Genomic DNA, 25,321 nt, shown 5'->3' with positions numbered 1-25,321 from the left:
GGACGGGGGCAGCAGCCTGCGGCGAGGCGGGTGGGACAGGCGGAGCGGGATCGGCCGCAGGGGGTATCGACGTGGCCGTACCGGCGGCGGGAAACGCCGTCGCTCCCGCGCGCCGCCGGGGCTTGGGCGGCTTCTGTGCGCCCGCGGCGGGAACCACCGTGCCCGCCACGACGGCCGGGCCCCCGGTCGCGCCGCCCGGCAGGCCGCCGGGCGCAGGGCCGGCCGACGCCGGATGGCCGGCCGGAACCGCCGCAGGTCCCTGCGTCAGCTGCGCGGGGGGAGCGGTGGGCGCAGTGCCCGGGAGCGCGGCGGTGCCGCCGAACAGCGGGGCCGGGCTGTGCATCTCGTACCACATCTGCTGGGCCTCGGCGGGCTGGATGTGGCCCGCTTCGACGAGGTCCCGCAGCATGCGGCCCTTCTGCTCCACCGCCACGTCGTGCCGCTGGCCCAGTTCACGCATGATCTCGTGAAGCTTCGACGGGTCCTGAGCGATGAGCTCGACCAGCAGGCCGCCCTCGCCGCGAGCCGCCGCCAGCAGTGCTTGCCTGCGCTCGGTCTGGAGTTCCTGGTCGAGGGTGTGCTCGGTCATCGCCACGGCGTGCCCCGCGACGGCGAGCTGCTTGTCGAAGTCGCGCTGCTTGAGTGCTCGCAGATGGCCGGCCGCGGCCTCGTCGAGGTAGATCCGCACGATCAGGGAGTCCACGGTGAGGCCGGTCGCCAGCCGGTGCGGCCGACTGCACAGCGACCCCCGCACGAACCCGGCGAACTCCTCCATCCGTTCGATCCCGTACCGCGCGGCGTGCGGCCAGAGCAGGTCGCGCATGGCCACGCACACCGCGTCCCGCCCGTCGCCGACGGAGCGGATGCCGCGGCGGACGACCTCCGCCGCCTCGGAGACCTTCCAGCGGGCCTCGAACGCGGCCTGGAAGTGGAATCCGCCGGTGCCGCTCTGCAGCGGCTCCGACCAGCTCACCGTGTGGTCCGACAGGTCCACCTCGTACCGGTAGCGGTAGCGCAGAGAGCCGAACGCCGTGGGTTTGCGCGGCAGTTCGGTCAGTTCGCCTTCCTCGCTGCTGAACAGGATGGCCTGGCCCGGGCGTACCGAGCCGCCCCGGTCCGACATGCTCACGGGCAGCGGGCCCGTGAAGAGGGATTGGTGTGTTGCTTCCTGTGGTGTCACGGTGAGCCGCTCCCTGCGTCGAGACGGGCGAGTAGACGGTGGCCGCAACGGGGAGCGCTGCTTCCCGCGGTGCCGCGGATCCAACCGTCGGCCAGATGCCGAAGGATCACTCTCGTGCGCCGGTCGCCGGCGACGTCGGCCAGCAGCAGCGCGAGAGCCGCGCGTCCGCGCGGGTCGTGGTCGACCAGACGGGCCCAGTCGGTGAGGACGTCGTGCGCCATGCCGTAGGTGAGCGCCGAGTTGACCGTCTGGCGCCACAGGGCGGCGATGTCCGCCCGCTGCACCGGATCGTGTGCGGTGGCGGTGAGCAGCGCCGTCCGGCGGGGGACGGGGGCGGCGGGCCGACCAGGTCGGCCGCGGCGTAGAGGAAGGCCAGCTCGCCGAAGGCCCGGCGCTGCGGGTCGTGCAGGCCGGTGACCGCCCACTGGTCGAGCAGGTCGAGGGCGTCGGAGCGGTACCGGCCGCCGTCGAGGGCCATGTACTCGGTGAGGCTGCGGCACAGGGCCTCGATGACGGCCACGTGTTTCGCCCCGGCCAACTGGTGCAGCCAGCCCCAGGCCTGTTCGTCGCCGTCGCGTTCGAAGACGACGCGCCAGGTGCGCGCGGCGGTTGCCCGCAGTTCCGGGGAGTGGTGGTCCGCGCTCCACGCCATGACCAGGTTGTACGCGGCGAGGGCGTGGCCCGATTCCCGGGCGGCGACGCCGAGCGCGATGGCCGCGGCGTCCCGCAGTTCGGTGTCCTTGTCGGCCGCCCAGGGCCGCAGGATACGGGCCCGAACGGTTTCGAAGTCATGCCGGGCCATCGTCCCGGCGCCGACCGCCGCGCGCACACCGACGGTGGACAGCCCCCGGGCCGCGGAGTCTCGCAGCCAGCCGGGCAGAGCGTCGCGCATCACGTCGAACTCGCTCCACACGTGGTCGAGGACCCGTCGAGCGGTGCCGGGGTCCTGGAAGCGGACCACCTTGCCGCGTGCGCCGCCGTGCCGGGTGGCGACCTCGGAGTCCACCAGCTTGGCGCGGACGGCGTTCAGCCGGGCGGTGCGGGTCCCGGTGAGTTTGGTTCCCCGGGGACGTACGGGGTTGTCGGGGCTCTCGGCGACCTGGAGCCGTTCCTCCAGGTCGCGGGAGAGCGTGGCCACCGTCTCGTACGCCTCCCCGCCGAACACGGCGATGCCGACGGCGAGGCACTGTTCGGCGAGGTCCGCCATGTCGTGCAGCCAGTGGGCGACCGCTTGTTCCTCGTGCAGGTCCTTGCGGGCCCGGACCCGGGCGACGATCTCGTCGTCGCCGACCGCCGCCGCGGCCCCGGCCAGGTCGCGGCCCAGGTCGGCCGCCGTCCCGGCGTCCACGCCGTCGCCGAGCCGCTCGCGCAGCAGCCGTACGACGTCGGGGCGGGCGAGGATGCGCCGGGCGCGGGCGGCGCCGGCCGTGCCCAGCCGCCAGCCCAGTTGGCGGGCGACGATCGCGCGCAGGGGCGGGGGGCCGGGTGCGTCGGTCACGGCGGGCCGTACGCGCGGGTCGGTGAACTGCACGGCGGCCTGGGCGGTGAGGACGAGCCGACAGTCCTTGCGGCGCAACAGGGCTTCGAGGCGCTGGAGTTCGAACGCGCTCAGCAGGTCCGCGCCCCGTTGGGGAACGTCGGGCAGGAGGTAGCCGACGCCGGGGGTGAGGGCCGTGTCGTCGAGGAGCGCGAGGTCGGTCGAGGGTTCCAGCAGGTGCAGGACGCGGTGTCCCGCCTGCTGGAGCACGGCTCGGGCCAGGGCCTCCTTGCCGGTGCCGTGCGGTCCGCGCAGGACGGTGACGGCACGGGCCGCCACCTCACGGACGACCGCGTCGATGCCGCCGGGCGGTGCGAACGCCTCCCGGGTCTCGTCCAGGTTCTCGGCGGTCAGCCGGTAGAACCGGGGGCTCGCGGCGGTGCCGCTGACCTGGAAGACGTAGCTGTCCCCTCCGAACACCTGGGCCGCCGATATTCGCAGGCCGTTGACGGCGTCGCGTTCCGCGTCGAGCCGCTCCCCGGAGGCTCCGCGGGTGCCGCGCAGCGCCGAGAGGCCCTCGCGCAGGCCCTGTTGGGGTTTCGGGACGCCGTGCGGCTCGGGTGTCGGATCAGGCTGTGGGCCGCCGGGGGGCGGGTCGTCCGCCATCAGGCACCGTTCCCGTCTCCGCCGTCGCGTGCGGCGGACTCCTCCGGGTCGGAGCCCCACTGGAAGGTCTGTCCTCCGTGCACGATCTGGTCCCCGCCGAACACCTGGTTGACCCGGTCGAACCGGGCGCCCGCGAAGGGGCCCTGGCCGGCCGGTGCCGCACCGTCCCCGCGCCCGCCCTCGCCGCGGGTGTTCCCACCGTCGCCCTGCGCAGCACCGCCGTCGGCTCGGGTGGTCCCGCCGTCGCGACCGGTGGCCGCGCCCCGGCTCGCGCCTTCGGTGCGCGTGCCCGAGATACCGGGCGGCGCGTCGTAGCCGGGGACCCTGATCCAGGCCTGGGCGCCCCGGATCTCCTTCGCGTCGAAGGGGACGCACCGAAAGGTGTCACTCGCCACCGAGGAGTCCTCGTGGCGGACGACCTGCCGGTGCCAATCCCCGGAGACGGCCAGAGCGAGACCGGCCCGCGGCCCGGATGCCAACGCCGTACGCAGCGGTTCGATGTCCACCAGGCGGCAGGCGGTGTTCAGTTCCTCGCCGACCCAACCGGGACCGTCGTCCGTCACGTCGCCCTGGTGGAGTGCGACGCGCAGCCGCAGCGCGCCCTCCTCGTTGCTCGTGCGGGCGTGGGCGCGCAGTTTCTGGTCGAGCACCTCGACGAACCGCCCGGTGAGCGCGGTGCGGTCCGTTCCCGACAGCAGCCAGAAGAATCCGTCCCCCCGGTCGGACGGCTTCGGACCGCTCTCGACATCGATCCCGGATTCCGAGAACGCCTTTCCAACGATTTCGTACATCCGTTCTCTGAGCCAGAGTTGGACCGGATTGGCTCGTCGGCCGAATCTCTCGATGTCGACGACGAGTATGGAGTAGACCTGGGTCTTGGGCTTCATCGATCCATCCTTCTTACGAGAGGTGCGACACCGTGGACCACCGCCCCGTGACCGGCGGTCCACAGTGCCCTCGCCATGCATATCCGGGGCCCGGGTCGGTCCACAGCGTCAGATGACGCACAGCACCGGATGACGTACCGCGTCACAGCGATCACGGCCGTCACGCGCAAGCGCGGCGGTCACCCGCGGACACGGCTCATTCCTCGGCCCAGCGCCGGACTTCGGCAAGGTCCAGGACGCAGGTCCGGCCACGGCTGGTGGTGACCAGACCGGCCTCCTGCATGGCGCGCAGCGAGCGCACCACCGACTCACGGGAGACACCCGCGGCGCCCGCGAGCTCCTGCTGGTTCATACGGACAGCGAGCGCGCCCCGCGGGTCGTCGACCGGTTCTCCGTGCCGTACGGCTGTGTCGAGCAGCACCCGGGCGAGCATCGACCGGGACGACCGCGCGCCCCGCTCGGTGCGCAGGGTGTCGGAGTCCCGCAGCCGTCCCACGACGCTGCGCAGCACGGCCAGAGTCAATGAGGCATGGGTGTTGAGCAGTCGGAGGAACGCCTCACTGCCGACTCTCACGCCTTCGAGCCGTTCGAGCGCCGTGACGGTCGCGGAACGTCGGGTGCCGTCGAGGCAGGAGAGTTCGCCGACGAGTTCGCCGGGCCCGCGCAGGGCGAGCACGCTCGTGTAGCCGTTGCCGGAGTCGGCGGTGACCTTGGCGAGTCCGCTCAGCACGAGCACCACGTAGTCGGGCGGACCCCCCTCCCGCATCAGTGACACGCCACGTTCCCAGCTACGGACCCGGCCCGCCGCGCGAAAATAGAGCAATTCATCTGGGGTAAAGGGTTCATGGCCCATATGCCGGCCCGAAAAAGATCTTTCCTCTGACACGAAAAGGCCTCCCCCACCCTGTCCGCGTGGAAGGGAGCTTACAGAACAGGGAAGTTGGCGTGCGCCGAATGACGCAGACCGATGAACACGGTCGAGATACAAGTGGAAGCGGCCGTTCGCGCCACAAGGAGACGCATATGTCTGACCCTTCGGGAAACTCGCCGTCCGCCTCCCCGGTTTCCACCCAGGCGACCGCGGGCGAAACCGCCTGGCGCATTCACGCGGCGCTCGCCGACTGGACGGGGAAGGTGGACGCCAAGGCGGTATTCGCACTCACCGTCGAATCGGCGGCTCTGGCCCTCACCGCCGTTCTCCGTTCCTCGTCGCGGTCCGCTGCCGGCGGAGCTGTGCCGGGCCTGTCCGTCCCGGCACTGGCGACCGTGGGAATGGGGCTGCTGACGGTCGCCGTCCTGCTGGCCGTCCTGGCGGTCGCGCCCCGCATGAGGGACACGCAGGTTTCCCGGCCGGGCCAGGGCTTCATCTACTTCGGCGACCTGCGCGGTCTGGCGCCCGACGACCTCGCGCAGATCCTGCGTACGACGGACCCGCTGCCCGCACTGAGCCGTCAGCTGGTGGTGATGTCGAAGATCGCCTGGCGTAAGCACCGCTACACCCAGGCCTCCCTGGTCCTGGCCGCCTCCGGCCTGGTGACGGCCGCGCTGGCCGCGGCCGTCACGGGCTGACGGATCGCGGACCGCACCGGCCTCCAGTGGGCCACACACGCCCGGCGCGCCCCGGCGCCCCGGGCGGGGATGCGGTCGGCGCCATGCTCCCGAGCCGAGCGATCGGCAGATCTGGGTCGCAGACACACCGCGGAAGCGGCCGGTCGACCGCCCGTGTCCGTCATCAGCGTCCGCCTCGCGGATCGACCGGGAGCGTCCCGGGCGGAAGGCCGCCCGCCAGGCCCTCACGGGCAGCCTGCCTGCCGCCCGCCGAGTCCTGGGCGCAGTCTGCCTACGGAAGTCGCCAGTCCACCGGCTGGGCGCCCTGCCTCAGCAGCAGGTCGTTGGCCCGGCTGAAAGGCCGCGAACCGAAGAAGCCCCGGTCCGCCGACATCGGGGACGGGTGCGCGGACTCGATCGCCGGAAGCTCCCCCAGCAACGGTTGTAGATTGCGCGCGTCACGCCCCCACAGGATCGACACCAGCGGCTTGCCCCGTGCGGCCAACGCCCTGATCGCCTGCTCGGTGACCTCCTCCCAGCCCTTGCCGCGGTGCGCCGCGGGTTTGCGCGGGGCCGTCGTCAGCGCCCTGTTGAGCAGGAGCACACCCTGCTGCGTCCACGGCGTCAGATCGCCGTTCGACGGCTTGGCCAGCCCGAGGTCGGAGTGCATCTCCCGGAAGATGTTCTCCAGGCTTCCCGGCAGCGAACGCACCTCCGGCGAGACCGCGAAGCTCAGCCCGATCGCCATACCCGGTGTGGGGTAGGGGTCCTGACCGACGATCAGGACCCGAACGTCGTCGAAGGGCTGTTGGAAGGCCCGCAGGACGTTCGCCCCGGACGGAAGGTAGGTCCGGCCGGCCGCTATCTCGGCCCGGAGGAAGTCACCCATGTGGGCGATACGTTCAGCCGCAGGCTCCAGAGCCTTCGCCCAGCCTGCTTCAACAAGTTCATGCAAAGGTCGTGGTGCCACAACACGTCACCCTACTGGCTCACACCTGGGTCCCGCGCACACACGAAGGCCCCTCACCTGCGTACGCCCGTCTCGGCGCTACTCTTCCTCCTCGTCAAGGTCATCGAGCCCGCTGCTGCAGATCGCGCGGACGGTCACCGGGAAGGAAGGGAGCCGGTTGCAGCCAATGATCGAGCCACTGAGCCATGGTCATCACGTCTCGCCGGCCTCTCACCGCGCAAACCCCGATCTCGAAACGCCCGCACCCCCGGTGGGCCGGTCCGTCTCGGCCGCGCCCGCCGTACGGCCGCTGCCCGGCAGCCCGATCACCATCTGCCGGGAGCCGAACACCGGCCCGGGGCTCCCGCCCTCGGTGGAGTCGGCGCATCCCTCGCCCATGCCGGCGGAATGTGTGTTCTTGCGTTCGCGGCCGTTCAGCCGGGCCGACGACCTGCTGATCCGGCAGGGCGGCCGGCCCGTGGACCGGCGCCTGCCGTGACCTCGCCCGCGGGTACGGAGCCCTCCCCCGGTGTCCTCGCCGTGGACTCGGGCGGCTCCGGACTGCGGGTGGCTCTCGGCAGAGCCGACGGAGGCAAGCCGGCCTCACGGTCGTCGCGGGTCCCCGTGCGGACCGGCGCGCGAGGCATCGACCCCCGGCACCTCATGGAGCAACTGGTGCCCATGGTGCGGGCGTTGGAGGCGGAGACCGGTGTGTCCCGGCCGACCGCGGCGGTGATCGGCGCCGCCGGGCTGGCCACCCTCGGCGAGGCACTTCGGGCCGAGCTGCCGGGCGCCCTGGCGCGGGAGTTCGGCGTCGGCACGACCGCCCTGGCCGCCGACGCCGTCACCGCCTACGCCGGTGCGCTCGGCACCGGTCCGGGGGCCGTCGTGGCCGCCGGAACCGGACTGATCGCGGTCGGCACCGATCTGGTGGCCTGGCACCGGGCGGACGGCTGGGGCCATCTGCTCGGCGACTGCGGGAGCGGCGCGTGGATCGGGCGGGCCGGTCTGGAAGCCGCCCTGCGCGCCCACGACGGCCGGGACGGCGGTTCCGCCGCACTCCTGGCTTGCGCGGAGGAGCAGTTCGGGCCTGTGCCCGGCCTGCCCGGCCTGCTCTACCCGCGCCCCGACCGCCCCGCCGTCCTCGCCTCCTTCGCGCCCCGGGTGGCCTCCTGCGCGGCGGCAGACCAGGTCGCCGCCGGCATCCTGCGCACGGCGGCCCGGCACATCGCCGACTCGGCCGCCGCGGTCTGCCCGCCGGACGCGGAAGCCCGCCCCCGCGTCGCCGTCACCGGCGGCCTCGTGAACCTGGGCGAGCCGCTCCTGAAACCGCTGACCGAGGAACTGGCGCGGCGGCTGCCGTACGCGCGGCGGGTGCCGGCGGCCGGGGATCCGCTGGACGGTGCCGTCCGCCTCGCCACCGATCTCGCGGCCGGCAGCCTCGGTCTGCCCGTCGACGAGACGATGCTGTGGGTGGCTCCTGCGGGTGGCTGCGACGCGTCCGGCGGCGTGAACGGCACGTCATGACGGAAAGGGGGGATTGCCCCCTTCGAGGGCAAGTCGCCCGGAATACATGCTGATCACTTCTGATCCGTACGTAACTCATCAGACAAAACCGGACGGATACCGCTCACCTGCACCCTCCCCGAACAGGGGAGCCCAGGAAGCCAGTAACATGCGGCGCCATGAGCTCCCCCACTGGGCCCGCGTCCGGCCTCCCTGTACGAATGCCGCGCCCCCGCCAGCCCGGGCGGCACCGCCGACCCGAGCCCCTGGCGGCTCCCGAGGGCGCGCCCGCGCTCGTTCTCGCGGTGCCGGGTACGCCGAGCGCCGCCGTCCGCGGCCTCGCCGAGGAAGTCGTGAGCATCGCCCGCTCCGAGCTTCCCGGTCTGGACGCGCGCATCGGGTACCTCGACGGGGACGACGCGGAGTTCCCCACCCTCCAGTCCGTCCTGGCGCATGCCGCCGGCGAGCGCACCGCCCGCTATGAGCAGGCCCGCGCCGCCGGGGTGGACGTCAAGGAGCCCGACGGCCCGGTCGCCGTCGTCGTGCCGCTGCTCGCCGGTCCGGACAGCGCCCTGCTGCGCCAGGTCCGCCAGGCCGTCATGGACAGCCGCGTGGCGGCCGACCTGACCGATGTCCTCGGACCGCACCCGCTGCTCGCCGAGGCGCTGCACGTGCGGCTGTCCGAGGCCGGTCTGGCCCGCGCCGACCGCGCCCGCCTGTTCACCGTGACGACGGCCGCGGACGGCATCATCCTCGCCTCCGTGGGCGGCGAGGAGGCCGTGCAGGCCGCCGGGATCACCGGCATGCTGCTCGCCGCGCGCCTGGCCGTGCCGGTGATGGCGGCGGCCCTCGACCAGGAGGGTTCGATCGCCTCCGTCGCCGAGCAGCTGCGCGGCTCCGGCTCCCAGAACCTGGCTTTGGCGCCGTACCTCATCGGTCCCGAGATCGACTCCACGCTGCTGGAGGAGGCGGCCAGGGAGGCGGGCTGCGCGTCCGCCGAGGCACTCGGCCCGTACCCGGCCATCGGCAAGCTCGCCCTGGCCAAGTACACGACGGCCCTGGGCATCGCGCCCAAGCAGCCGCAGGGCACACCGGCCCGCCAGTCGTAGGTGAGGCGGGCGTGAGCCCGTACCACCTGTAAGGACGCCGAGAGGGCCCGCTCCCCGACCGAGGAGCGGGCCCTTCGTCGTTCCTGTTCGTGCCTGGGTGCTTGCGTTCGTGCGGGTGAGCAGGGTGGGCAGAGTGGTTTCAGCCGAGGATTACGCAGGACGCCGCCGGCACCCGGACCGATCCGCCGCGCCGGGGCAGCCCGGTGGCCCGGTCGAGGACGAACCAGGTCACGTCGCCGGAGCGCTCGTTCGCGACGTACAGGAAGCCGGCCGACTCGGCGAGCGCCCGCGGCCAGCGGCCCGCGCAGGACACCGTGCCGACGAGGCGCAGGGCCTCTCCGCCGCCCTCGACTGCGAACACCGACAGCACGTCCTCGCCGCGGGTCGCCGTCCACACGAACCGTCCGTCGGGCGAGACGGCGATGCCGGAGGGGTAGGCGTCCCCCGCGGGCGCGCCGGGCAGTACGGGGACCTCCGCGAGCGGCTTCAGTGAGCCGTCGGGGGCGTCCCAGCGGCAGACGGTGACGGTCGGGGTGAGTTCGTTGACGACGTACGCGTGGCCGCCGCCCGGATGGAAGGCCAGGTGGCGGGGGCCGGAGCCGGGACGCAGGGCGGACTCACGGTGCAGGACGGGGGTGCCGTCGCGCAGGTCGCACACCCGCACGGAGTCCGTCCCGAGATCCACGCTGACCACCCAGCGTCCGCTCGGGTCGGCCTGTACCTGGTGGGCGTGCGGCCCCTGCTGGCGCCGGGTGTGCGGACCGGCGCCACTGTGCTGAAGCAGCCCGGAGGCCGCCGGGGCGAGGGTGCCGTCGGACCGGACGGGGACGGCGGTGACGCTGCCGGAGCCGTAGTTGGCGGTCAGGACGTGCCCGTCGAACACGCTGAGGTGCGTGGGACCGCTGCCGCCGACCGGCACGGACGGCCCCAGCGGCTCCGGGACATCCCCGGCCACGCTGTACGCGGCGACCGCGCCCTCGGCGGTCTCGCTGACGGCGTACAGCGTGTTGCCGCCCGGTGACAGGGCCAGGTACGCGGGGTCGGCGAGGGTGTTCACGCTGCTCAGGACGGTCAGCGCGCCGCTGTGCGGGTCCACGGCCGCCGCCACGATGCCGGGGCCGCCGGCCGCCGTGAACGACCCGATGAACGCCCGCTGGGGCCGCCTGCCGACGTCTGCCACCGCTGTCCCCTCTCGTGCCGCCGCTGTTCGGGCCGACGGTAGCAGTCGATCACGCGCGGTCTAGACCAAGGCCGAGGGGGCGACATGGCAGCCTGCGGCGGGGTTTGGACGCGCGGCGCGAGCGGTCGGCAGGGGACGGGACACGGCCGACCGGGCGTGGCGGCGGGGCCGCCGGGGCGCGTGGGCCGGGCGGCGGCCTCGGCGGGGCAGGCGTGGACTCAGAGCGCGGGCTGGGTCCAGGCGTCGGTGACGGTGTGTGTGGGTGGTACCGGGCAGGACGAACAGCACCGCCAGTACGGCGCCGAGTGCGCCCACACCGGTCCCGGCGAGGCGGACCGCGAGCAGGCCGGGATCGAGGCCACCTACCGGATCTACCGGCACCTCGTGCCGGGCTCCCTCACGAGAGAACAGCCAAAGTTCTCAACGAACGGCTATGAGCGTCTGGCGTCTGGCGTCTGGCGTCTGGCGTCTGGCAGGGAGCGCTGGACCGTGGGCCGACGCTCCTCCTCCCGTTCAGGAACGGACAAGTGGAGGGCGCGGAGACGACCCAAGCGGCATCGCCAGCTCCGACAGAGCCTTCTCCAGGCCACGCAGATGCACGAGGGCCGACTCCGTCCCGTCCCGCTGAGGCGTCTCGCCGCTGGTGGACGCCACTCGCCTGCGCCCCAGGTCGCTGACAGTGAGTGCCTCCACCGCTGCCTCGACGCGCCAGCAGGCTGCGGCCAGACGGGCGTCGTGCGACGCGACAGGATCGGTGGCAACGGACACCAGACCCCGCACTTCGCGAGCGCAGTCGTCGAGCAGCTCAATGACCTGGCGGGCACGGGCTTTCCGGGCACGGAAGGGAGTCAAAGGGTGCATCAGCGGGGCAAGCGCCATCCGTACCCGGCCGAGCAGCAGTTCAAGTTCGGCGGCGTGCGGGGCAGGGTCGCCCTCCGGGTCTCCAGCAAGGCGAGCCGTCGCCTCGGCGGTGACCGTGTGCACGCAGTGCAGTGCCCGCTGGATCCAGGCATCGTTCGTGGCATGCGTGCTGACCGGCAGGACGAGGGCCACGGCCAGCACGGCACACAGCGCGCCCACAGCGGTCTCTGCAAGACGGAGCCCGAGCAGGTTGGGGTCCAGCACGCCCAGCAGGCCGTACAGCGAGCTGACCATAACCGTCACTGCCAGCATCATCCAGGAATACGAGACGGCGGCAGTGTAGAAGATGCCGAAGACGCAGACGGCGACCAGGGCGGCCGTCGGCGCGGGCGCGCCGTGCAGCGGAATGGCGACCAGCAGGCCGACGGCGATACCGATCACGGTTCCGAAGACCCGGCGGAAACCACGGACCAGGGTTTCGCCGCGAGAAGCCGTGTTGACGAAGATCCACCAGGCAGTACCGACGGCCCAGTACCAGCGCTCTTCGGAGAGCGTCTGCCCAGCCAGAAGCGCGAGAGTCGAGGCGGCAGTGGCCTGGAAAGCTTGCCGGGTGGTGGGCCGCGCCAATCCGCTGCCGGGCAGGGCCGGCGGGGCCGCCGCAGGTGGAGTCCGCCGCTCGATGGGCCAGAGCACGAAGCGCGTGGCGCCGGCCGCGAAAAGCGCAAGGCCCACGGCGGTGTACAGCTCGGGCAACTGAGCGGGAACCGCGTGCAGGAACTGCGTGATGAAGAAGTTCATGAACGCGAAGATCCCGAGCGCGTGCCCCCGTGTGCTCCAGCGGCGGGCGTAGACCCCGCAGAAGACGACGGCCAGAAACGCGGCGTCACGGGCCGGGGTGATGCCGTGCAGTGTGGTGGCGAGCGCCAGCACGGGGAATCCGACGGCGGGAAGCAGGGCGGTGGTGATGCGCTGGTCACGGACCGTCGCATCGGTGACCGTGAAGAGGGCAAGCAGTGCCGCGAGCCCTCCGGTGATCGATGCGGTGAGCGACAGCCCGCAGAGTTCGGAAATGGCGACGGCAGCAGCGACACCGACAACAGCGCGGGTGGCGTTCCGCAGCCTCAAGCGCCCCGGGTCCGGAGCCACGAACATCCTCTTCACGGCGGTGCGCCGCCCCCTCGCAGTGGTCTGCGTCGTGCCCACGGTCGTCCCGGGTGGCGGACAACAAGCAGGCACGACGAAGGCACCGCGGTCCGGACCCGGCCTCGTCGCCGTCCGGCGCTACGCGGCGCCTCAAATACATGGATGGGGCAAAGATAACCACCTCAAGGCACGGTGGCTCAACCGTTGCCCCATTGACTGTGCCAACGGTCCAGACATTCACCCTCGATCTCGACCGGTGGGAGGCCAATGGATCAGACTTCACCCAGGCCCTGGACAGCGCCTGAGTTACTCCACCGGACTCTGGCAGCCACACGCCACACTCGTCTGCGGTCTCGCGGCGACTTTCGTCGCGTCTCACTCGGCCGGCTCCTCGACGATCGCGAAGACGTACCGGACCCGGCTCGAGCGAGTCAATCTCTCCGGCGTCCGTGAGCCGATCGTCCCTGGACACCGACCCTGCTCAACAGCCCGGCCCGTCGCCCGGATCTGCCGCCACAACGCCCTCGGTGATTCGGCGGTAGGCGGCGCGGGCGTGGGTCATGCGGGCCAGCGCCGTGCCGATGATGGTTGCGGCGAGCAGGCAGGCGAGCCAGAACGTGTCGCGGTGCCCTGCCCAGGTGAGGGTGCCGGCGGGCGGGATGGCGAAGCCGTTGAGGAACAGCCAGCACAGGGCGGCCGTGCCGGGGGCCGCGGTGAATCGGGCGCACAGACCCAACAGCGTGGCCAGCAGGGAGAGTCCGGCCAGGGCCAGCGAGGGCCGGTCCGTGCCGACCAGAGCATTGAGGAGCGCCACCAGCAGCAGCGCGCCGGCGAAGGCCGCGGCCCACACCAGCGGCGTCGGCACGGGGCGGGGGACGGGCCGGGCCCCGGTGCTGAGCGACACCCACTCGATCATTTTTCGCTTCCTTCCGGTGCTCCCCGTCAGTGGAGGCACACGTCAGTCGTGCCTACGGCTCTGGTGCCGCGGCGATCGGACGCAGCCGGTCCCCCGGTCGGCTCGGGACGGACTGGCGAAGGCCGAATTCCGGGCCGTCGTTAGGGTGTCATGAGAGTTTGCCCAGAGAAGCGCCGGAACCAGACAGGGAGACAACCGTGGGTGCTGCGCGCATGAGCAGTACGCCGTTGCCGGGGATCGGGGTCCGTTACGACCTCACCACGCGGGAGCAGCGTCCCCTGTCGGTGGTGGCGCACCGGGACGGGGCGCGGACGCTGAGCGCGTACCGCAAGGACGATCCGGACGCCTGTGCGCTGTCCGTGCGGCTGACCTCGGGTGAGGCGGCGGCCCTTATCGACGCACTCATGCCGGCGCATCACAGTCCGAGCCTGCTGTCGACGACCGAGTTGGGGCTGGTGGCCGAGCGGATCGAGCTGTCGGCGACGTCGCACTGGAACGGGCGTGTGCTGGGCGACACCCGGATGCGTACCGAGACCGGCGTCTCGATCGTGGCGGTGCTGCGGCGGGCCGAGGCGATCCCGTCCCCGGGGCCGGACTTCCGGCTGGCCGGCGGGGACACCCTGATCTTGATCGGCACCCGTGAGGGCGTCGAAGCCGCTGCGGCGATCCTCGGGCGGGAGTGATCCGCGGCGCACTCGTCAGCGGTCTCCCTGATCGAGTTCGGCGCGATCATCCTCGGCCCGGGGCTGCTCGGCCGGTTCGCCGGACGCGCGTACGCCAGGATCCGGACGTAACCGTCGAGAAACGCGCCAAGCCTGTCGTGCACGGTCATTGGCCCTCCTGCCAGTTGCCGGGTTGCGGGTCCCCTGGAAGCCGGTGTGGCGTTCGCCGACCGGACCGGGGACCCGCGTGGTCGTGGAGACCTTGCGTCCCGGGTGGGGCTGCACGGCCGGAAGTGCCGCTTCATGCCCGACGGTGCCTCAGACCTTGGCGTGGGACTTTGCCTGCTCCGTATCGGCGAGGGCGGAGGCCGTTGCCGACGCAGTGGCCCGACGGGTGAGGCGGCGGGCCAGCGGCTCGGTGTAGCGGGCGGTGAGCGGGCCGACGATGACGAGGATCAGGACGTAGGCGGTGGCCAGTGGCCCGATGCGCGGCTCGACACCGACAGCGAGTCCGGCGATGACGATGGAGAACTCGCCGCGGGCGACGAGGGTGCCGCCGGCTCGCCAGCGGCCCGCGCCCTGGATTCCGGCGCGGCGTGCGGCGTACCAGCCGGTGGCGACCTTCGTGCATGCGGTGACGATGGCGAGCAGGAGAGCGGGGACGAGGACGGGCGGGATGGCGGCGGGGTCGGTGGACAGGCCGAAGAAGACGAAGAAGACAGCGGCGAACAGGTCCCGCAGCGGGGTGAGGAGGTTGCTGGCGCCTTCGGCGACCTCGCCGGACACGGCGATCCCGACGAGGAAGGCGCCGACGGCCGCGGAGACCTGGAGTTCCTGGGCGATGCCGGCGACGAGGAGGGTGAGGCCGAGGACGACCAGCAGGAGCATTTCCGCGTTGTCGGAGGAGACCGCCCGGCTGATCAGCCGTCCGTGGCGCAGTGCGAGGTAGAGGACGGCGCCGACTGTGCCCAGGGAGATCAGCAGGGTGACGGCGCCGCCGGCCAGGCTGACGCCGGCGAGCAGGGCGGTGAGGATCGGCAGGTAGAGCGCCATGGCGAGGTCCTCGATGACGAGGACGCCGAGGACGACGGGGGTTTCGCGGTTGCCGAGCCGGCGCAGGTCGCCCAGGACCTTGGCGATCACGCCGGAGGAGGAGATCCAGGTGACGCCGGCCAGCGCGACGGCGGCCACCGGACCCCAGCCCAGCATCAGTGCGGCGACGGCGCCCGGCACGGCATTGAGCACGAAGTCGACTGCACCCGAGGGGTATTGGGTCTTGAGGTTGGTGACGAGTTCGGAGGCGCTGTACTCCAGGCCGAGCAGGAGCAGCAGCAGGATGACGCCGATCTCGGCGCCGGTGGCGGTGAACTCCTCGCTGGCGCTGAGCGGGAGGATGCCGCCGTGGCCGAAGGCGAGTCCGGCCAGCAGGTAGAGGGGTATGGGTGAGAAGCCCACTCGTCCGGCGAGGCGTCCCAGCAGTCCCAGGGCCAGGATGATGGCCCCGAGTTCGATGAGCATGGCGGTGGTGTTGTGCACGGGCGTCTGTCCTCCGGTTCGGATCGGCGGCGGCGTCAGTGCCTTCGTGGATTCGGGCGGCGCGCGGCTGCCGGTGAGCTCGGCATACGGCCGGACGTACGGGATGGCCGGGTCAGGCATGACCGGTCGGTCCCGGCGTGCTCGTGAGCGCCAGGGCTGAGGCCAGTCGGCGTGTGCCCGAGCCCTGCCGGGCGGCAGGGTTGCTCGGCCCCGGCTCACCTACCCGCGGGCCGAGCAATCGTGGCCGGCCGGGCGGCGGTGTGTTTCCGGGTGGGTACCACCTGGTGTCACGTCGGGCCGGGAGGTCAGCCCCTGAGATGGGCGCGGCCCGATTCAGGCACGCTGTCACGGGCCGTTTTGTCGATGCGCACGGCCCTGAGATTCGCGACGGCCGGACGGCACGAGGCCCCGGTTCCAGGCACATCGACGGCCCGGACGACTCGATCCATGTCATGCCCCCCTCGCACCGAGACTTCACGACTCCCGGGAAAACGAACCCACGCAATGAGCGAACAGCCGCTCAATGGAGCGTCAAGGCTCGGTAAAGAAGCTTACCGCACGATTAACGAGACATAGGGGGCGTGTAATTACATACCGTAAGTAAACGGAGAATGGATCGCGGCAATTGTTGTGCTCATCGGTCGTCGGCCACCGGCGCGGAAGGTCGAGGAGCCGGTACCCGTGCGAGCACCGGCTGTTCTCCCACATCTCCATGAACTGCCACGGCCGCCCGCTGACCGGCCACGACGTCATCGTGAACAGGAGCGCGGCGACCACCACCGGAGGTCGCGACAGCGATATCGACGCCTGGCCATGCACCGGCGGCGCCCACGGTGATGGCCTGCGCCGAAGTGGACCGCGGCATCGACACACCAGCAGCCGACACCGACCCGCCGTCCTGGTCGGTGGACGGCGCGCGGCGCGGGCGGAGCTCGTCGAACACCACTGCCTGGGTTTGCCCCGTAGGCCCCGTCCCAGCAGGCTGTTATGGACAGCTGTGGTCGGCCACCACGAGGCGCGCCCGGCGGGTGCGGCGCCCGCACAGCGGTCTGGCCGCCCCGCCGCCGGCGGCAGCCGTACACGGCCGACGGCGCCATGCCGGGTGCAGGCCAGGGTGCGGGCCCGCGGTCTTCGCCCTGCAGCCGAGCGGGAAGGAGGAACAGCGCGTGAGCGATCCACGGACCGCGCCGCTCAGCGTCGGCGGCGTCTCGATCCGGCTCCACGGTCCGGCTCGGCGACGGCTGCTGTCGGGCAGGCTCACCGACCCGGTCGCCGGACCCGCGGTGACCCCGGCCGGGCTCACCGATCTCCCCGGCCGAGGCCGGGCAACAATGAAAGGACGCCTGCGCAGGTGACGGCCATACCGCCCGGACCGGGTCCGGCATCACCGGCGCCGAAGGATGCTCGGCAGGCGCCGACGAGGCCGCATGCCGCCACGGCTTCCCCGCCCGCCCGTGCCGGCGGGTATGCGGAGCTGCGGGACTACGCGGTGATCGGGGACGGCCGCTCCGTAGCCCTCGTGGCCGCCGATGGCTCCGTGGACTGGCTGGCCTGGCCGGACCTGGACTCGCCGACCCTTTTCGCCGCTGTGCTCGATGATGCCCGGGGCGGCCAGTTCGTTCTCCGGCCCGACGTGCCCTACAGCAGCGTCCGCCGCTACCTGCCCGGCACGAACGTGCTGGAGACGACGTTCACGACCGCGGGCGGCACGGTCCGGCTGACGGACGCGCTGACCCTGCCGGACGCCCTGTCCCTGGCACCGGGGCGGGAGCTGGTGCGGCGGATCGAGGGACTGGCGGGCAGCGTCCCCATGCGCTGGAGCATCCAGCCACGCTTCGGCTACGGCGCCCACGCACCGCGCCTCGGCCACCGATCGGGCGCCCCGGTGTTCACCTCCGGCCCGGACGCCGTCGCGGTCTGCGCCTGGGCCGCCGGCCGACCGCAGCCCACCGCCGGCAGCGTCACAGCCCGTTTCCGGTCCGATGCCGGCAGCCGGGCGCTGATCGCGCTCCCGTACGCACACCAGGAACCGCTGGTCCTGCCCACGCGCACCGAGAGCGAGGCCCGCCTGGATCACACCACAGCCACCTGGCGGCACTGGACGGACCGCCGCATCTACGCCGGCCCATGGCGCGAGGCCGTTCTGCGCAGCGCCCTCGCCCTCAAGCTGCTGGTCTTCGCCCCCTCCGGCGCGGTCGCCGCCGCCGCAACCACCTCGTTGCCCGAATCCCTCGGCGGACAACGCAACTGGGACTACCGCTTCAGCTGGATCCGCGACTCCGCCTTCACCCTGGACGCCTTCTTGAAGCTGGGCTGCGCGCCGGAGGCCACCGGCTATTTCTGGTGGCTCATGCACGCCTCCCAGCTCACTCACCCCCGCCTGCGCGTCCTCTACCGCCTCGACGGCGGCACCCGCGCCCCCGAACGGACACTGCCCCTGTCGGGCTACCGAGGCTCGACGCCCGTACGCATCGGCAACGCCGCCGCCGACCAGCTCCAGCTGGACACCTACGGGGAACTGATGCAGACCGCCTGGCTGTACACCACCGCAGGCCGGCGGCTCGACGCGGACATCGCCCGCAGGCTGGCCGAGACCGCCGACTTCGTCTGCACCCAGTGGCAGCAGGCGGATGCGGGCATCTGGGAGGTACGCGGCGAGCCCCACCACTTCACCCAGTCCAAGATGATGAGCTGGCTCGCCCTGGACCGCGCTGTCGACCTGGCGCAACGCCACCTCATTCCGGACCGGAACGCCCTCAGGTGGCGGCGCGAGCGGCAGGCCATCGCCGCCTTCGTCGACGACCGCTGCTTCAGCCCGCGTCTCGACAGCTACGTGCGCTCCGCCGGCAGCGACGACCTGGACGCCGCCCTGCTGCTCGGACTGCTCCACGGCTACCGCCCGCCCGACGATCCCCGCGTGCTCGGCACCGTCGCCGCCATCCAGCGGGCCTTGCAGGACGGCCCTTACGTCAGCCGCTACCTCAGCCCCGACGGCGTACCCGGCACCGAAGGCGCCTTCCTCGCCTGCTCCTTCTGGCTCGCCGAAGCCCTCGCCCGCACCGGCCGCGCCGACGAAGCCGCCCACCTCATGGACCAGCTCGTCGCCCTGGCCAATGACGTCGGCCTCTACAGTGAAGAGATCGACCCGGCCACCGGCGCCTTCCTCGGCAACCTGCCCCAGGGCCTGACCCACCTGGCCCTGATCAGCGCCGCCTGCGCGATCGCGGAGACCCCATGAGCATCTGGGCCGCGCTGGCGGGCGGGTTCGTCGGCACCCTGGTCCTGACCACGGCGCTGCGCGCGGCCAACGCCTTCAACCTCACCCGCATCGACCTGCCGTTCCTGCTCGGCACCGCCTTCAGCAGCGACCGGACCCGCGCCAAGGCCATCGGCTACGGCGCGCACTTCGTCAACGGCCAGATCTTCGCCCTGCTGTACTACGCGGCCTTCGTCGCCCTCGGCCACAGCAGCTGGTGGCTGGGATGCGTCTTCGGCCTCGTCCACGGCCTGTTCGCCGCCACCGCACTGGTCAACATCCTGCTGCCACTCGTCCACCCCCGCATGGGCACACCCCAGACCAGCGCCCCCCACGTCGCACTGCTCGAACCACCCGGCTTCCTCATGCTCAACTACGGACCCGGCACACCAGCCGTCACCCTCACCGCCCACCTCGCCTACGGCGCCATCGTCGGAGGGTTCCTCACACCGCCAGGCTGACAGTCCGCGGCCTCGCCCTCATGGGCCCGCGGCACGTTTCCAGCTGGCAGGACTCGGTCCGGGTAGCGTGGAAACCGGACCGGGAACCCTCCCGAAGGGAGCTCTCGTATCGCGGTCGAAGGCGGAAGGGGGCCTTATGGCCCACCCACATGAAGCGGCGTCCTCCGGCCGGCAGCCTGGGCAGCTTCTGCGGCGTCCCGAGCCGACCGGTAGCGGATCGGCTGCGCGCGAACCCCGGCCGGCGCCGCTCCTCCGAAAGCAATTTCGCGCACACGGTAGGTCTGAGACAGGAGGCCCGAATGGCCACCACGACAAATTTGCTGAGTCTGCTGTCGCCCGAAGACCGCGACCGCTTGCTGCAGTTCGCTGTCGACGTGTCTTTCCCCGCAGGCGCCCGCATCTTCGAGGAGGGCGGCAAGGCCGACCGGTTCTGGACCGTCATCACCGGATTGGTTGCTCTCGACGTACACGTCCCCGGCCGCCGGGCGGCCACTGTCGACGCCATCGGCCAGGGTGAGCTGCTCGGCTGGTCGTGGCTGGTCCCGCCGCACACCTGGCAGCTGGGCGCAGAGGCGCACGGCCCGGTGCACGCACTGGAATTCGACGCGGCGGCGGTGCGCACCCTGATCGAGGAGGATCCGGTGCTGGGACTGTCGATCACACGCTGTGTAGCTACCGTGGTGGGGAACCGACTTCAGTCCACCCGGACCCGCCTGCTGGATCTGTACGGGCCTGCTGGCAGCGGCCCGAGGTCCTGACCGGCAACCGTGCGCCGACGCAGGACACCAGCGAACTCGCTCCGGCGTGGGCGGCCGTGTCTCCGCGGCAGATCGGCCCGAGGAGTGGCAGCGGTTCGGGGATAGAGGGATACCTGAGTGAGATCTTCGGGGCGCTGGGCCTGGCCCTCCGGTGGGGCGGCTGCGAACCCCGACCGAGAACGGGAGATGCGAGCAGCCCGTCACTGGCCCGCGAAGGTCCTGATCAGCAAAAGGGCGATGTCGTCGTGGCGTGGCGCGGACTTCATGGCTTGGTCGAGCAGGGCGTCTGCGAGGGCGTCCATGCTCTCGCTTTCGATCTGTTGGATCTGGTGCGCGAGTTCGGCGGTCGCGTCGTCCAGGTCGACGCCGGGGGTCTCGATGAGTCCGTCGGTGTACAGGGCCAGGATCGAGCCGGGGAGCAGGGGCAGCTCGCAGGTCGGATAGCGGGCGTACCGGTCGCAGGTGGCCGTCAGTTCCGGCACGGCACTGGCGCAACACTCACACCGAGTGTCACTCATAGGGCGACCATATTCCTGATGCGCCGTGACGGCACCCGACCTGTTCGCCTGCCCGATGTCCGTCGGCTCTCATCCGAGGGGAGAGGCTCCCCGCGCGTCGCGTGCCTCCCACTGGCGTTGCCGGTCCGCCGGCCGTGCGCGGCGCGGCGCGGCTACGCACGATGTGGAATGGGTCTTCCGGTGGCTGTTTCAGTTCGGTGCGGGGGTATGGGTGAGGGGGTGTGGGTGGTGCCGTGGTGCGGGTGCCTGCTCTGCCTGCTCGGGTGCGGACTCTTGGATGGTGGCCTGCGGCTCGGGTCGATGAGGCGATCGACTTCCCGAGGGGCGGCATTTTTTCCGCCAATTTCGCCAACCAGCATTAGTTTTATCTTCTCTCTGCGCAGCACAGTGGGATTATGGGCGGGCGGAGCAAGTTCCTCCCATCGTGATTGGCGTTACTGTGGAGGTATGGACTCTGACCTGACTCCGGCTTCGTCTCCGCCGCCCGCTGCGGGCCTGGAAGCGGTCACCGTCCTCGCGGACGAGGTGCGGCGCCGGCTGTACGGCTTCACGCGGCGCACCCACCGGCCCGTGACGAGGGAGGAAGCCGCCGCGGACGCCGGCGTCTCGGCGAAGCTGGCAGCCTTCCATCTCGACAAGCTCGTCGCCGCCGGACTGTTGCGCTCCCGCTACGACAGCCCGGACGGCATCCGTAGGGTCGGCCGCAAGCCCAAGGTCTACGAACCGGCGGACACCGACATCCGCATCAGCATCCCGGAGCGCCGGCCCGACGTGCTCGCGGAGATCCTCCTCGACGCGCTCCTCGACCCGGAGCCACGTGGGGACACGCAGATGGCCGCACTGCGCGCGGCCCGCCGCCGCGGTGAGGATCTCGGCACCGCGACGCGCGCCCGCAGCCGTCCGGGCCGCCTCGGGCCGGAGCGCTCCATCACCCTCGCTGAGGCCGTGCTGGAGCAGCACGGCTTCGAGCCCGACCGCCAGGCACCGACCGAGCTGCTGTTGCTCAACTGCCCCTTCCACCCCCTCGCCGCCCGTTCCCCCGAGCTGGTGTGCGGGATCAACCACGCCTTCCTCGGCGGATTCCTCACCGGAGTGCGGGCGTTGGGGATCGTCGCCGTCCTCGCGCCGCACCCCGGACGCTGCTGCGTGGAACTGCGCGCCGCGAAAGGCGGCCGCGGCGAGCCGGGTCAGGCCGCGGGCACCGGCCTGAAGGGGCCCGGCTCCATGCCGCTGCAGCAGCCGGACAGCGCGCCCTGAACGGCATCACGTGATGCGACGCAAGGGAGAAGATCATGAGTGAGAACCTGGACCGGCTGACCGCCCAAGGCGTGGCGGTCTGGCTCGATGATCTGAGCCGGGAACGGCTCGCCGGCGGCGGGCTCGCCGACCTGGTGCGCGGTCACCGGGTGGTCGGCATCACCAGCAACCCGACGATCTTCGCCAAGGCGATCCGTTCCGGTGACCGCTACGACGAGCAGATCGGCGATCTGACCCGGCGCGGAGTGCGGGTGGAGGAGGCCGTGCGGCTGCTGACCGCATTCGACGTGCGCTGGGCCTGCGACGAGCTGCGCCCGGCGTACGAGGCCAGCAGCGGGGTGGACGGAAGGGTCTCCATCGAAGTCGACCCGCGCGTCGCCCACGACACCGCGGCGACGATCGCCGAGGCGCGTGCCCTGTGGTGGCTGGTGGACCGGCCGAACCTGTTCGTGAAGATCCCCGCCACCCACAAGAGCCTGCAGGCGATCAGCTCGGCGCTCGCCGAGGGCATCAGCATCAACGTGACCCTGATCTTCTCCCTGGACCGCTACGACCAAGTCCTTCGGGCCTTCCTGGACGGCATGGCCCAGGCGCACGCGGCCGGACGCGATCTGGCATCCATCGCCTCTGTCGCCTCCTTCTTCGTCAGCCGGGTGGACACCGAGGTCGACAGCCGACTCGACAAGATCGGCACGCCCGAGGCACGGGCCCTGCGCGGACAGGCCGCGATCGCCAACGCACGCCTGGCCTACCAGCGCTTCGAGCGGGCCGCCGACTCCCAGGAGTGGCAGGCGCTGGCCGCGGCCGGAATGCGCCCCCAGCGCCCGCTGTGGGCCTCCACCGGGGTGAAGGACCCCTCCTACGACGACACCCGCTACGTCACCGAACTGGTGGCGCCCGGTGTGGTCAACACGATGCCGGAGCAGACCCTGCGCGCGGTCGCCGACCACGGCCGCATCCAGGGCGACACCATCCACGGCACCTACGCGGCAGCCCGGCGGATATTGGACGACCTGGAGGGCGTCGGCGTGTCCTACGGCGACGTGGTGCGCGTGCTGGAGGAGGAAGGCATCGCCAAGTTCACGGCTTCCGGGACCGAACTGTTCGATGGTCTGGAGACCGTGCTGAACACCGAGCGCGACGCCGCCTGACGCCGCCGCCGATCCCAGCAGAGGAGCGGACATGACCGCGCACACCGCATTTGTGATCGTCGGAGCCGGGCTGGGCGGCGCGAAAGCCGCGCAGACCCTCCGGGAGGAGGGCTTCAGCGGCCCGGTCGTCCTGCTCGGAGAGGAGAGCGAGCGCCCCTACGAGCGGCCCCCGCTCTCGAAGGGCTACCTGCTGGGCAAGGACGAGCGCGAAACCGTCTACGTTCATCCGCCCCAGTGGTACGCCGACCACGACGTCGATCTGCGTCTGCGTACCACGGTCACGGCGATCGACCCGGCCGCCCACGAGGTGTCCCTCGCCGACGGCAGCCCCCTCGGCTACGCGAAACTGCTGCTGACGACCGGTTCCTCGCCGCGCCGCCTGCCGGTGCCCGGAGCCGACCTCGACGGTGTGCTCTGTCTGCGCCGGCTCGACGACAGCGACCGGATCAAGGAAACCCTCGCGTCCGCCTCCCGGATCGCGGTGATCGGAGCGGGCTGGATCGGCCTGGAGACCGCAGCCGCCGCCCGCGCCGCCGGCGTCGAGGTCACCATGCTGGAGGCGGGAGAGCTGCCCCTGTTGAAGCTTCTGGGTCGCGAGGCCGCCCAGATCTTCGCCGACCTGCAGACCGATCACGGAGTCGACCTGCGCTGCGCCGTCCGCGTGGCCGAGATCACTGGCGACGACGGCCGGGCCAACGGCGTCCTGCTGGCGGACGGCAGCCGCATCGAGGCCGACGCGGTCATCGTCGGCATCGGCATCACCCCCAACACCCAGCTTGCCGAAGCGGCCGGTCTGGAGACCGGCAACGGCGTCCGCGTCGACGCCCACCTGCGCTCCTCCCACCACGACATCTATGCCGCCGGAGACGTCGCCAACGCCTTCCACCCGCTGTTGGGCACCCCCATCCGCGTCGAGCACTGGGCCAACGCCCTGAACCAGCCGCAGACCGCCGCCAAGGCCATGCTCGGCCAGGACGTGTCCTACGACCGCGTGCCCTACTTCTTCACCGACCAGTACGACCTGGGCATGGAGTACACCGGCTACGTCGAGCCCGGCGGCTACGACCAGGTCGTCTTCCGCGGCCGTATCGACACTCGAGAATTCATCGCGTTCTGGCTGTCCGGGGGCCGGGTGCTGGCCGGGATGAACGTCAACGTCTGGGATGTCACCGATCCGATCCGCACTCTGGTGACCTCCGGACGGGTGGTCGACCCCAAGAAGCTCGCCGACACCGACGTGCCTCTCGCCGACCTCCTCGGCGCATCCGACCCGGCGGGTTGACGCCGGGGCTACGGAACAGCGTCCCGGCTCACCAGAGGGCCGGCCGTGCTTCGAGCAGGTTGTCCGTCAAGGGCCCGGGGTGGCGCTGGTGAGCAAACGGTCAAGTCGACCCCCGGCACGCTGTGCCCGGTCGTCAGCCTCGGAGGAGTTCGGCCAGGACCTCGGCTTCACTGATCTCGGGCCGCTTGGTCGCGGTCAGGAGCGTCACCGTCCGCTCCTCGGCGAGGCCGCGCAGATGGGCAAGCGCTTCCGCGTGCTCGGGATCGTCGAGTTCCACCCGGTAGCGGCGGCTGAACTCGGTGAAACGCTCCGGGTCGTGGCTGTACCACTTGCGCAGCTCCGTGGACGGTGCGACCTGCTTGCACCACTCGTCGAGACGGGCCTTCTCCTTCGTCATCCCCCGGGGCCAGATGCGGTCGACCAGCACTCTGGCGCCGTCGGCCTGCTCCGGAGCCTCGTAGACGCGACGGACGTGCACCGTCTTCTTGCGTGCCACGCAGGGGCCTCCTAGCTGAGCTGGGTGCTTCGCCTCTTGCGCCCTCACACGTAGTAGCGGGAGATGATTTCGAGTCGCGCGACTTCGTCCGGCCCCGGGTAGGCCACCAGCACGGGCAAACCGCTGGGATCCCGGCCTTCGATGAGGGTGAAACCCTCCCCTTGCCGGGTGTAGACACGCTCGGACTGGGATCGCAGCACGCGTTCGCACCGCTGGAAGTCTTCGGGGCCGTCCGCTGTCCAGATCACGTACTGCGCGCCGACGTGACCCACCGGGTGGGGAGCGCGCGGGCCCACGGCGCGGACGTACACCTGGAATCCTCCTCGGCCCACGAGCAGCGCGGCCGTGGCCGTGCGGACCGTGACCTCCATGTTCAGCAGCTCCCGGTAGAAGTCCGCCGACGCGTCGTGGTCATTGACGAACACCACGACCGAGGCCAGCCGCGGACCGCTTGCGTGTGATCCGACTCCGGCCGAGTGCGGCTCCGCCGGGAGCGGTCCGCGGCTGGCCTCGGTCGTGGTG

General features: G+C 71.7%; 22 protein-coding genes and 3 pseudogenes. 13 read left to right on the top strand and 12 right to left on the bottom strand.

The genetic code is table 11. The features are described 5' to 3' along the window. The 4 genes and pseudogenes from P1P75_RS22375 to P1P75_RS22360 all read right to left on the bottom strand — a co-directional run. Window positions 1-1,180: pseudogene (locus tag P1P75_RS22375) on the bottom strand (hypothetical protein); the annotation flags it as partial. A 106-nt stretch (window positions 1,181-1,286) separates the two neighbouring features. Then, on the bottom strand, window positions 1,287-3,323 hold the full coding sequence (locus P1P75_RS22370) for a hypothetical protein (RefSeq protein ID WP_319258045.1): 2,037 nt from the start codon (window positions 3,321-3,323) through the stop codon (window positions 1,287-1,289). Then, window positions 3,323-4,210: a hypothetical protein gene (locus tag P1P75_RS22365; RefSeq protein WP_319258043.1), complete on the bottom strand. Its 888-nt coding sequence runs from the start codon at window positions 4,208-4,210 to the stop codon at window positions 3,323-3,325. The genes P1P75_RS22370 and P1P75_RS22365 overlap by 1 nt, the downstream gene beginning before the upstream one ends. 196 nt (window positions 4,211-4,406) lie before the next feature. Continuing rightward, a complete protein-coding gene (locus P1P75_RS22360) occupies window positions 4,407-5,063 on the bottom strand; it encodes a Crp/Fnr family transcriptional regulator (protein ID WP_319258041.1) in 657 nt (218 codons plus the stop codon). A gap of 170 nt (window positions 5,064-5,233) precedes the next feature. Here P1P75_RS22360 and P1P75_RS22355 point away from each other — a divergent pair, with 170 nt between their 5' ends. After that, window positions 5,234-5,779, top strand: a complete 546-nt coding sequence (locus P1P75_RS22355; RefSeq protein ID WP_319258039.1) for a Pycsar system effector family protein — start codon at window positions 5,234-5,236, stop codon at window positions 5,777-5,779. A 271-nt stretch (window positions 5,780-6,050) separates the two neighbouring features. Here the strand turns inward: P1P75_RS22355 and P1P75_RS22350 are convergent, their stop codons facing one another. Next, complete coding sequence (locus P1P75_RS22350) at window positions 6,051-6,728, bottom strand: uracil-DNA glycosylase (RefSeq protein WP_319258037.1); 678 nt, start codon at window positions 6,726-6,728, stop codon at window positions 6,051-6,053. A gap of 250 nt (window positions 6,729-6,978) precedes the next feature. On the opposite strand from P1P75_RS22350, the pseudogene P1P75_RS22345 reads away from it, so the two are divergent. The 3 genes and pseudogenes from P1P75_RS22345 to P1P75_RS22335 all read left to right on the top strand — a co-directional run. Continuing rightward, window positions 6,979-7,206, top strand: a pseudogene (locus P1P75_RS22345) (hypothetical protein); the annotation flags it as partial. Further along, on the top strand, window positions 7,203-8,234 hold the full coding sequence (locus P1P75_RS22340) for a BadF/BadG/BcrA/BcrD ATPase family protein (RefSeq protein WP_319258035.1): 1,032 nt from the start codon (window positions 7,203-7,205) through the stop codon (window positions 8,232-8,234). The pseudogene P1P75_RS22345 and the gene P1P75_RS22340, both read left to right, overlap by 4 nt. 158 nt (window positions 8,235-8,392) lie before the next feature. Further along, the gene (locus tag P1P75_RS22335) at window positions 8,393-9,322 is read left to right on the top strand and encodes a hypothetical protein (RefSeq protein WP_319258033.1); all 930 of its coding nucleotides are present in this window, start codon (window positions 8,393-8,395) and stop codon (window positions 9,320-9,322) included. Between the two features lie 139 nt (window positions 9,323-9,461). Here the strand turns inward: P1P75_RS22335 and P1P75_RS22330 are convergent, their stop codons facing one another. From P1P75_RS22330 to P1P75_RS22320, 3 genes are all read right to left on the bottom strand, one after another. After that, window positions 9,462-10,502, bottom strand: a complete 1,041-nt coding sequence (locus P1P75_RS22330; RefSeq protein ID WP_319258031.1) for a lactonase family protein — start codon at window positions 10,500-10,502, stop codon at window positions 9,462-9,464. Between the two features lie 513 nt (window positions 10,503-11,015). Then, entirely contained in the window at window positions 11,016-12,515 is a 1,500-nt protein-coding gene (locus P1P75_RS22325) for an FUSC family protein (RefSeq protein ID WP_319258029.1), read from the bottom strand. 472 nt (window positions 12,516-12,987) lie between these two features. Beyond that, window positions 12,988-13,422: a hypothetical protein gene (locus tag P1P75_RS22320; protein WP_319258027.1), complete on the bottom strand. Its 435-nt coding sequence runs from the start codon at window positions 13,420-13,422 to the stop codon at window positions 12,988-12,990. A 212-nt stretch (window positions 13,423-13,634) separates the two neighbouring features. Between P1P75_RS22320 and P1P75_RS22315 the strand changes: the two genes are divergently transcribed. Then, a complete protein-coding gene (locus P1P75_RS22315) occupies window positions 13,635-14,105 on the top strand; it encodes a TrkA C-terminal domain-containing protein (RefSeq protein ID WP_319258026.1) in 471 nt (156 codons plus the stop codon). A gap of 297 nt (window positions 14,106-14,402) precedes the next feature. Here P1P75_RS22315 and P1P75_RS22310 read toward each other — a convergent pair whose 3' ends face one another. Then, on the bottom strand, window positions 14,403-15,620 hold the full coding sequence (locus tag P1P75_RS22310; protein ID WP_319258050.1) for a cation:proton antiporter: 1,218 nt from the start codon (window positions 15,618-15,620) through the stop codon (window positions 14,403-14,405). A 685-nt stretch (window positions 15,621-16,305) separates the two neighbouring features. Here P1P75_RS22310 and P1P75_RS22305 point away from each other — a divergent pair. The 5 genes and pseudogenes from P1P75_RS22305 to P1P75_RS22285 form a co-directional block, all read left to right on the top strand. Next, window positions 16,306-16,401 (top strand): annotated as a pseudogene (locus P1P75_RS22305) (hypothetical protein); the annotation flags it as partial. A gap of 385 nt (window positions 16,402-16,786) precedes the next feature. Further along, the gene (locus tag P1P75_RS22300; RefSeq protein ID WP_319258053.1) at window positions 16,787-16,975 is read left to right on the top strand and encodes a hypothetical protein; all 189 of its coding nucleotides are present in this window, start codon (window positions 16,787-16,789) and stop codon (window positions 16,973-16,975) included. Window positions 16,976-17,109: 134 nt separating this feature from the next. Further along, window positions 17,110-18,858, top strand: a complete 1,749-nt coding sequence (locus tag P1P75_RS22295; RefSeq protein WP_319258048.1) for a glycoside hydrolase family 15 protein — start codon at window positions 17,110-17,112, stop codon at window positions 18,856-18,858. After that, complete coding sequence (locus P1P75_RS22290) at window positions 18,855-19,337, top strand: hypothetical protein (RefSeq protein ID WP_319258024.1); 483 nt, start codon at window positions 18,855-18,857, stop codon at window positions 19,335-19,337. Before P1P75_RS22295 ends, P1P75_RS22290 begins: the two co-directional genes overlap by 4 nt. Before the next feature lie 299 nt (window positions 19,338-19,636). Continuing rightward, entirely contained in the window at window positions 19,637-20,095 is a 459-nt protein-coding gene (locus tag P1P75_RS22285) for a cyclic nucleotide-binding domain-containing protein (protein WP_319258022.1), read from the top strand. 200 nt (window positions 20,096-20,295) lie between these two features. Here the strand turns inward: P1P75_RS22285 and P1P75_RS22280 are convergent, their stop codons facing one another. Then, window positions 20,296-20,577 (bottom strand): SpoIIE family protein phosphatase, encoded by a 282-nt coding sequence (locus tag P1P75_RS22280; RefSeq protein WP_319258020.1) that lies wholly within the window; start codon window positions 20,575-20,577, stop codon window positions 20,296-20,298. Window positions 20,578-21,060: 483 nt separating this feature from the next. Between P1P75_RS22280 and P1P75_RS22275 the strand changes: the two genes are divergently transcribed. From P1P75_RS22275 to P1P75_RS22265, 3 genes are read left to right on the top strand one after another with little or no spacing between them, the layout of a single operon-like run. Continuing rightward, window positions 21,061-21,870 carry a helix-turn-helix domain-containing protein gene (locus P1P75_RS22275; protein ID WP_319258018.1) on the top strand — a complete coding sequence of 270 codons (810 nt, stop codon included), beginning with the start codon at window positions 21,061-21,063 and terminating at the stop codon, window positions 21,868-21,870. A 35-nt stretch (window positions 21,871-21,905) separates the two neighbouring features. Next, window positions 21,906-23,021, top strand: a complete 1,116-nt coding sequence (tal, locus tag P1P75_RS22270) for a transaldolase (protein ID WP_319258016.1) — start codon at window positions 21,906-21,908, stop codon at window positions 23,019-23,021. A 31-nt stretch (window positions 23,022-23,052) separates the two neighbouring features. Further along, window positions 23,053-24,303, top strand: a complete 1,251-nt coding sequence (locus tag P1P75_RS22265) for an FAD-dependent oxidoreductase (RefSeq protein ID WP_319258014.1) — start codon at window positions 23,053-23,055, stop codon at window positions 24,301-24,303. A 133-nt stretch (window positions 24,304-24,436) separates the two neighbouring features. On the opposite strand, the gene P1P75_RS22260 is transcribed toward P1P75_RS22265, so the two are convergent. Together P1P75_RS22260 and P1P75_RS22255 are read right to left on the bottom strand one after the other, a co-directional pair. After that, window positions 24,437-24,799, bottom strand: coding sequence for a DUF488 family protein (locus P1P75_RS22260; RefSeq protein ID WP_319258012.1), 363 nt, complete (start codon window positions 24,797-24,799; stop codon window positions 24,437-24,439). Between the two features lie 44 nt (window positions 24,800-24,843). Next, on the bottom strand, window positions 24,844-25,321 hold a 478-nt coding region (locus P1P75_RS22255; RefSeq protein ID WP_319258010.1), incomplete at its 5' end, for a VOC family protein.

This window comes from Streptomyces sp. ID05-39B, from assembly GCF_033794725.1.
GTDB classification, from domain to species: Bacteria; Actinomycetota; Actinomycetes; order Streptomycetales; family Streptomycetaceae; genus Streptomyces; species Streptomyces bobili.
The sequence above is the reverse complement of the archived record's forward strand: the minus strand, read 5'-3'. Positions and strand labels throughout refer to the sequence as shown.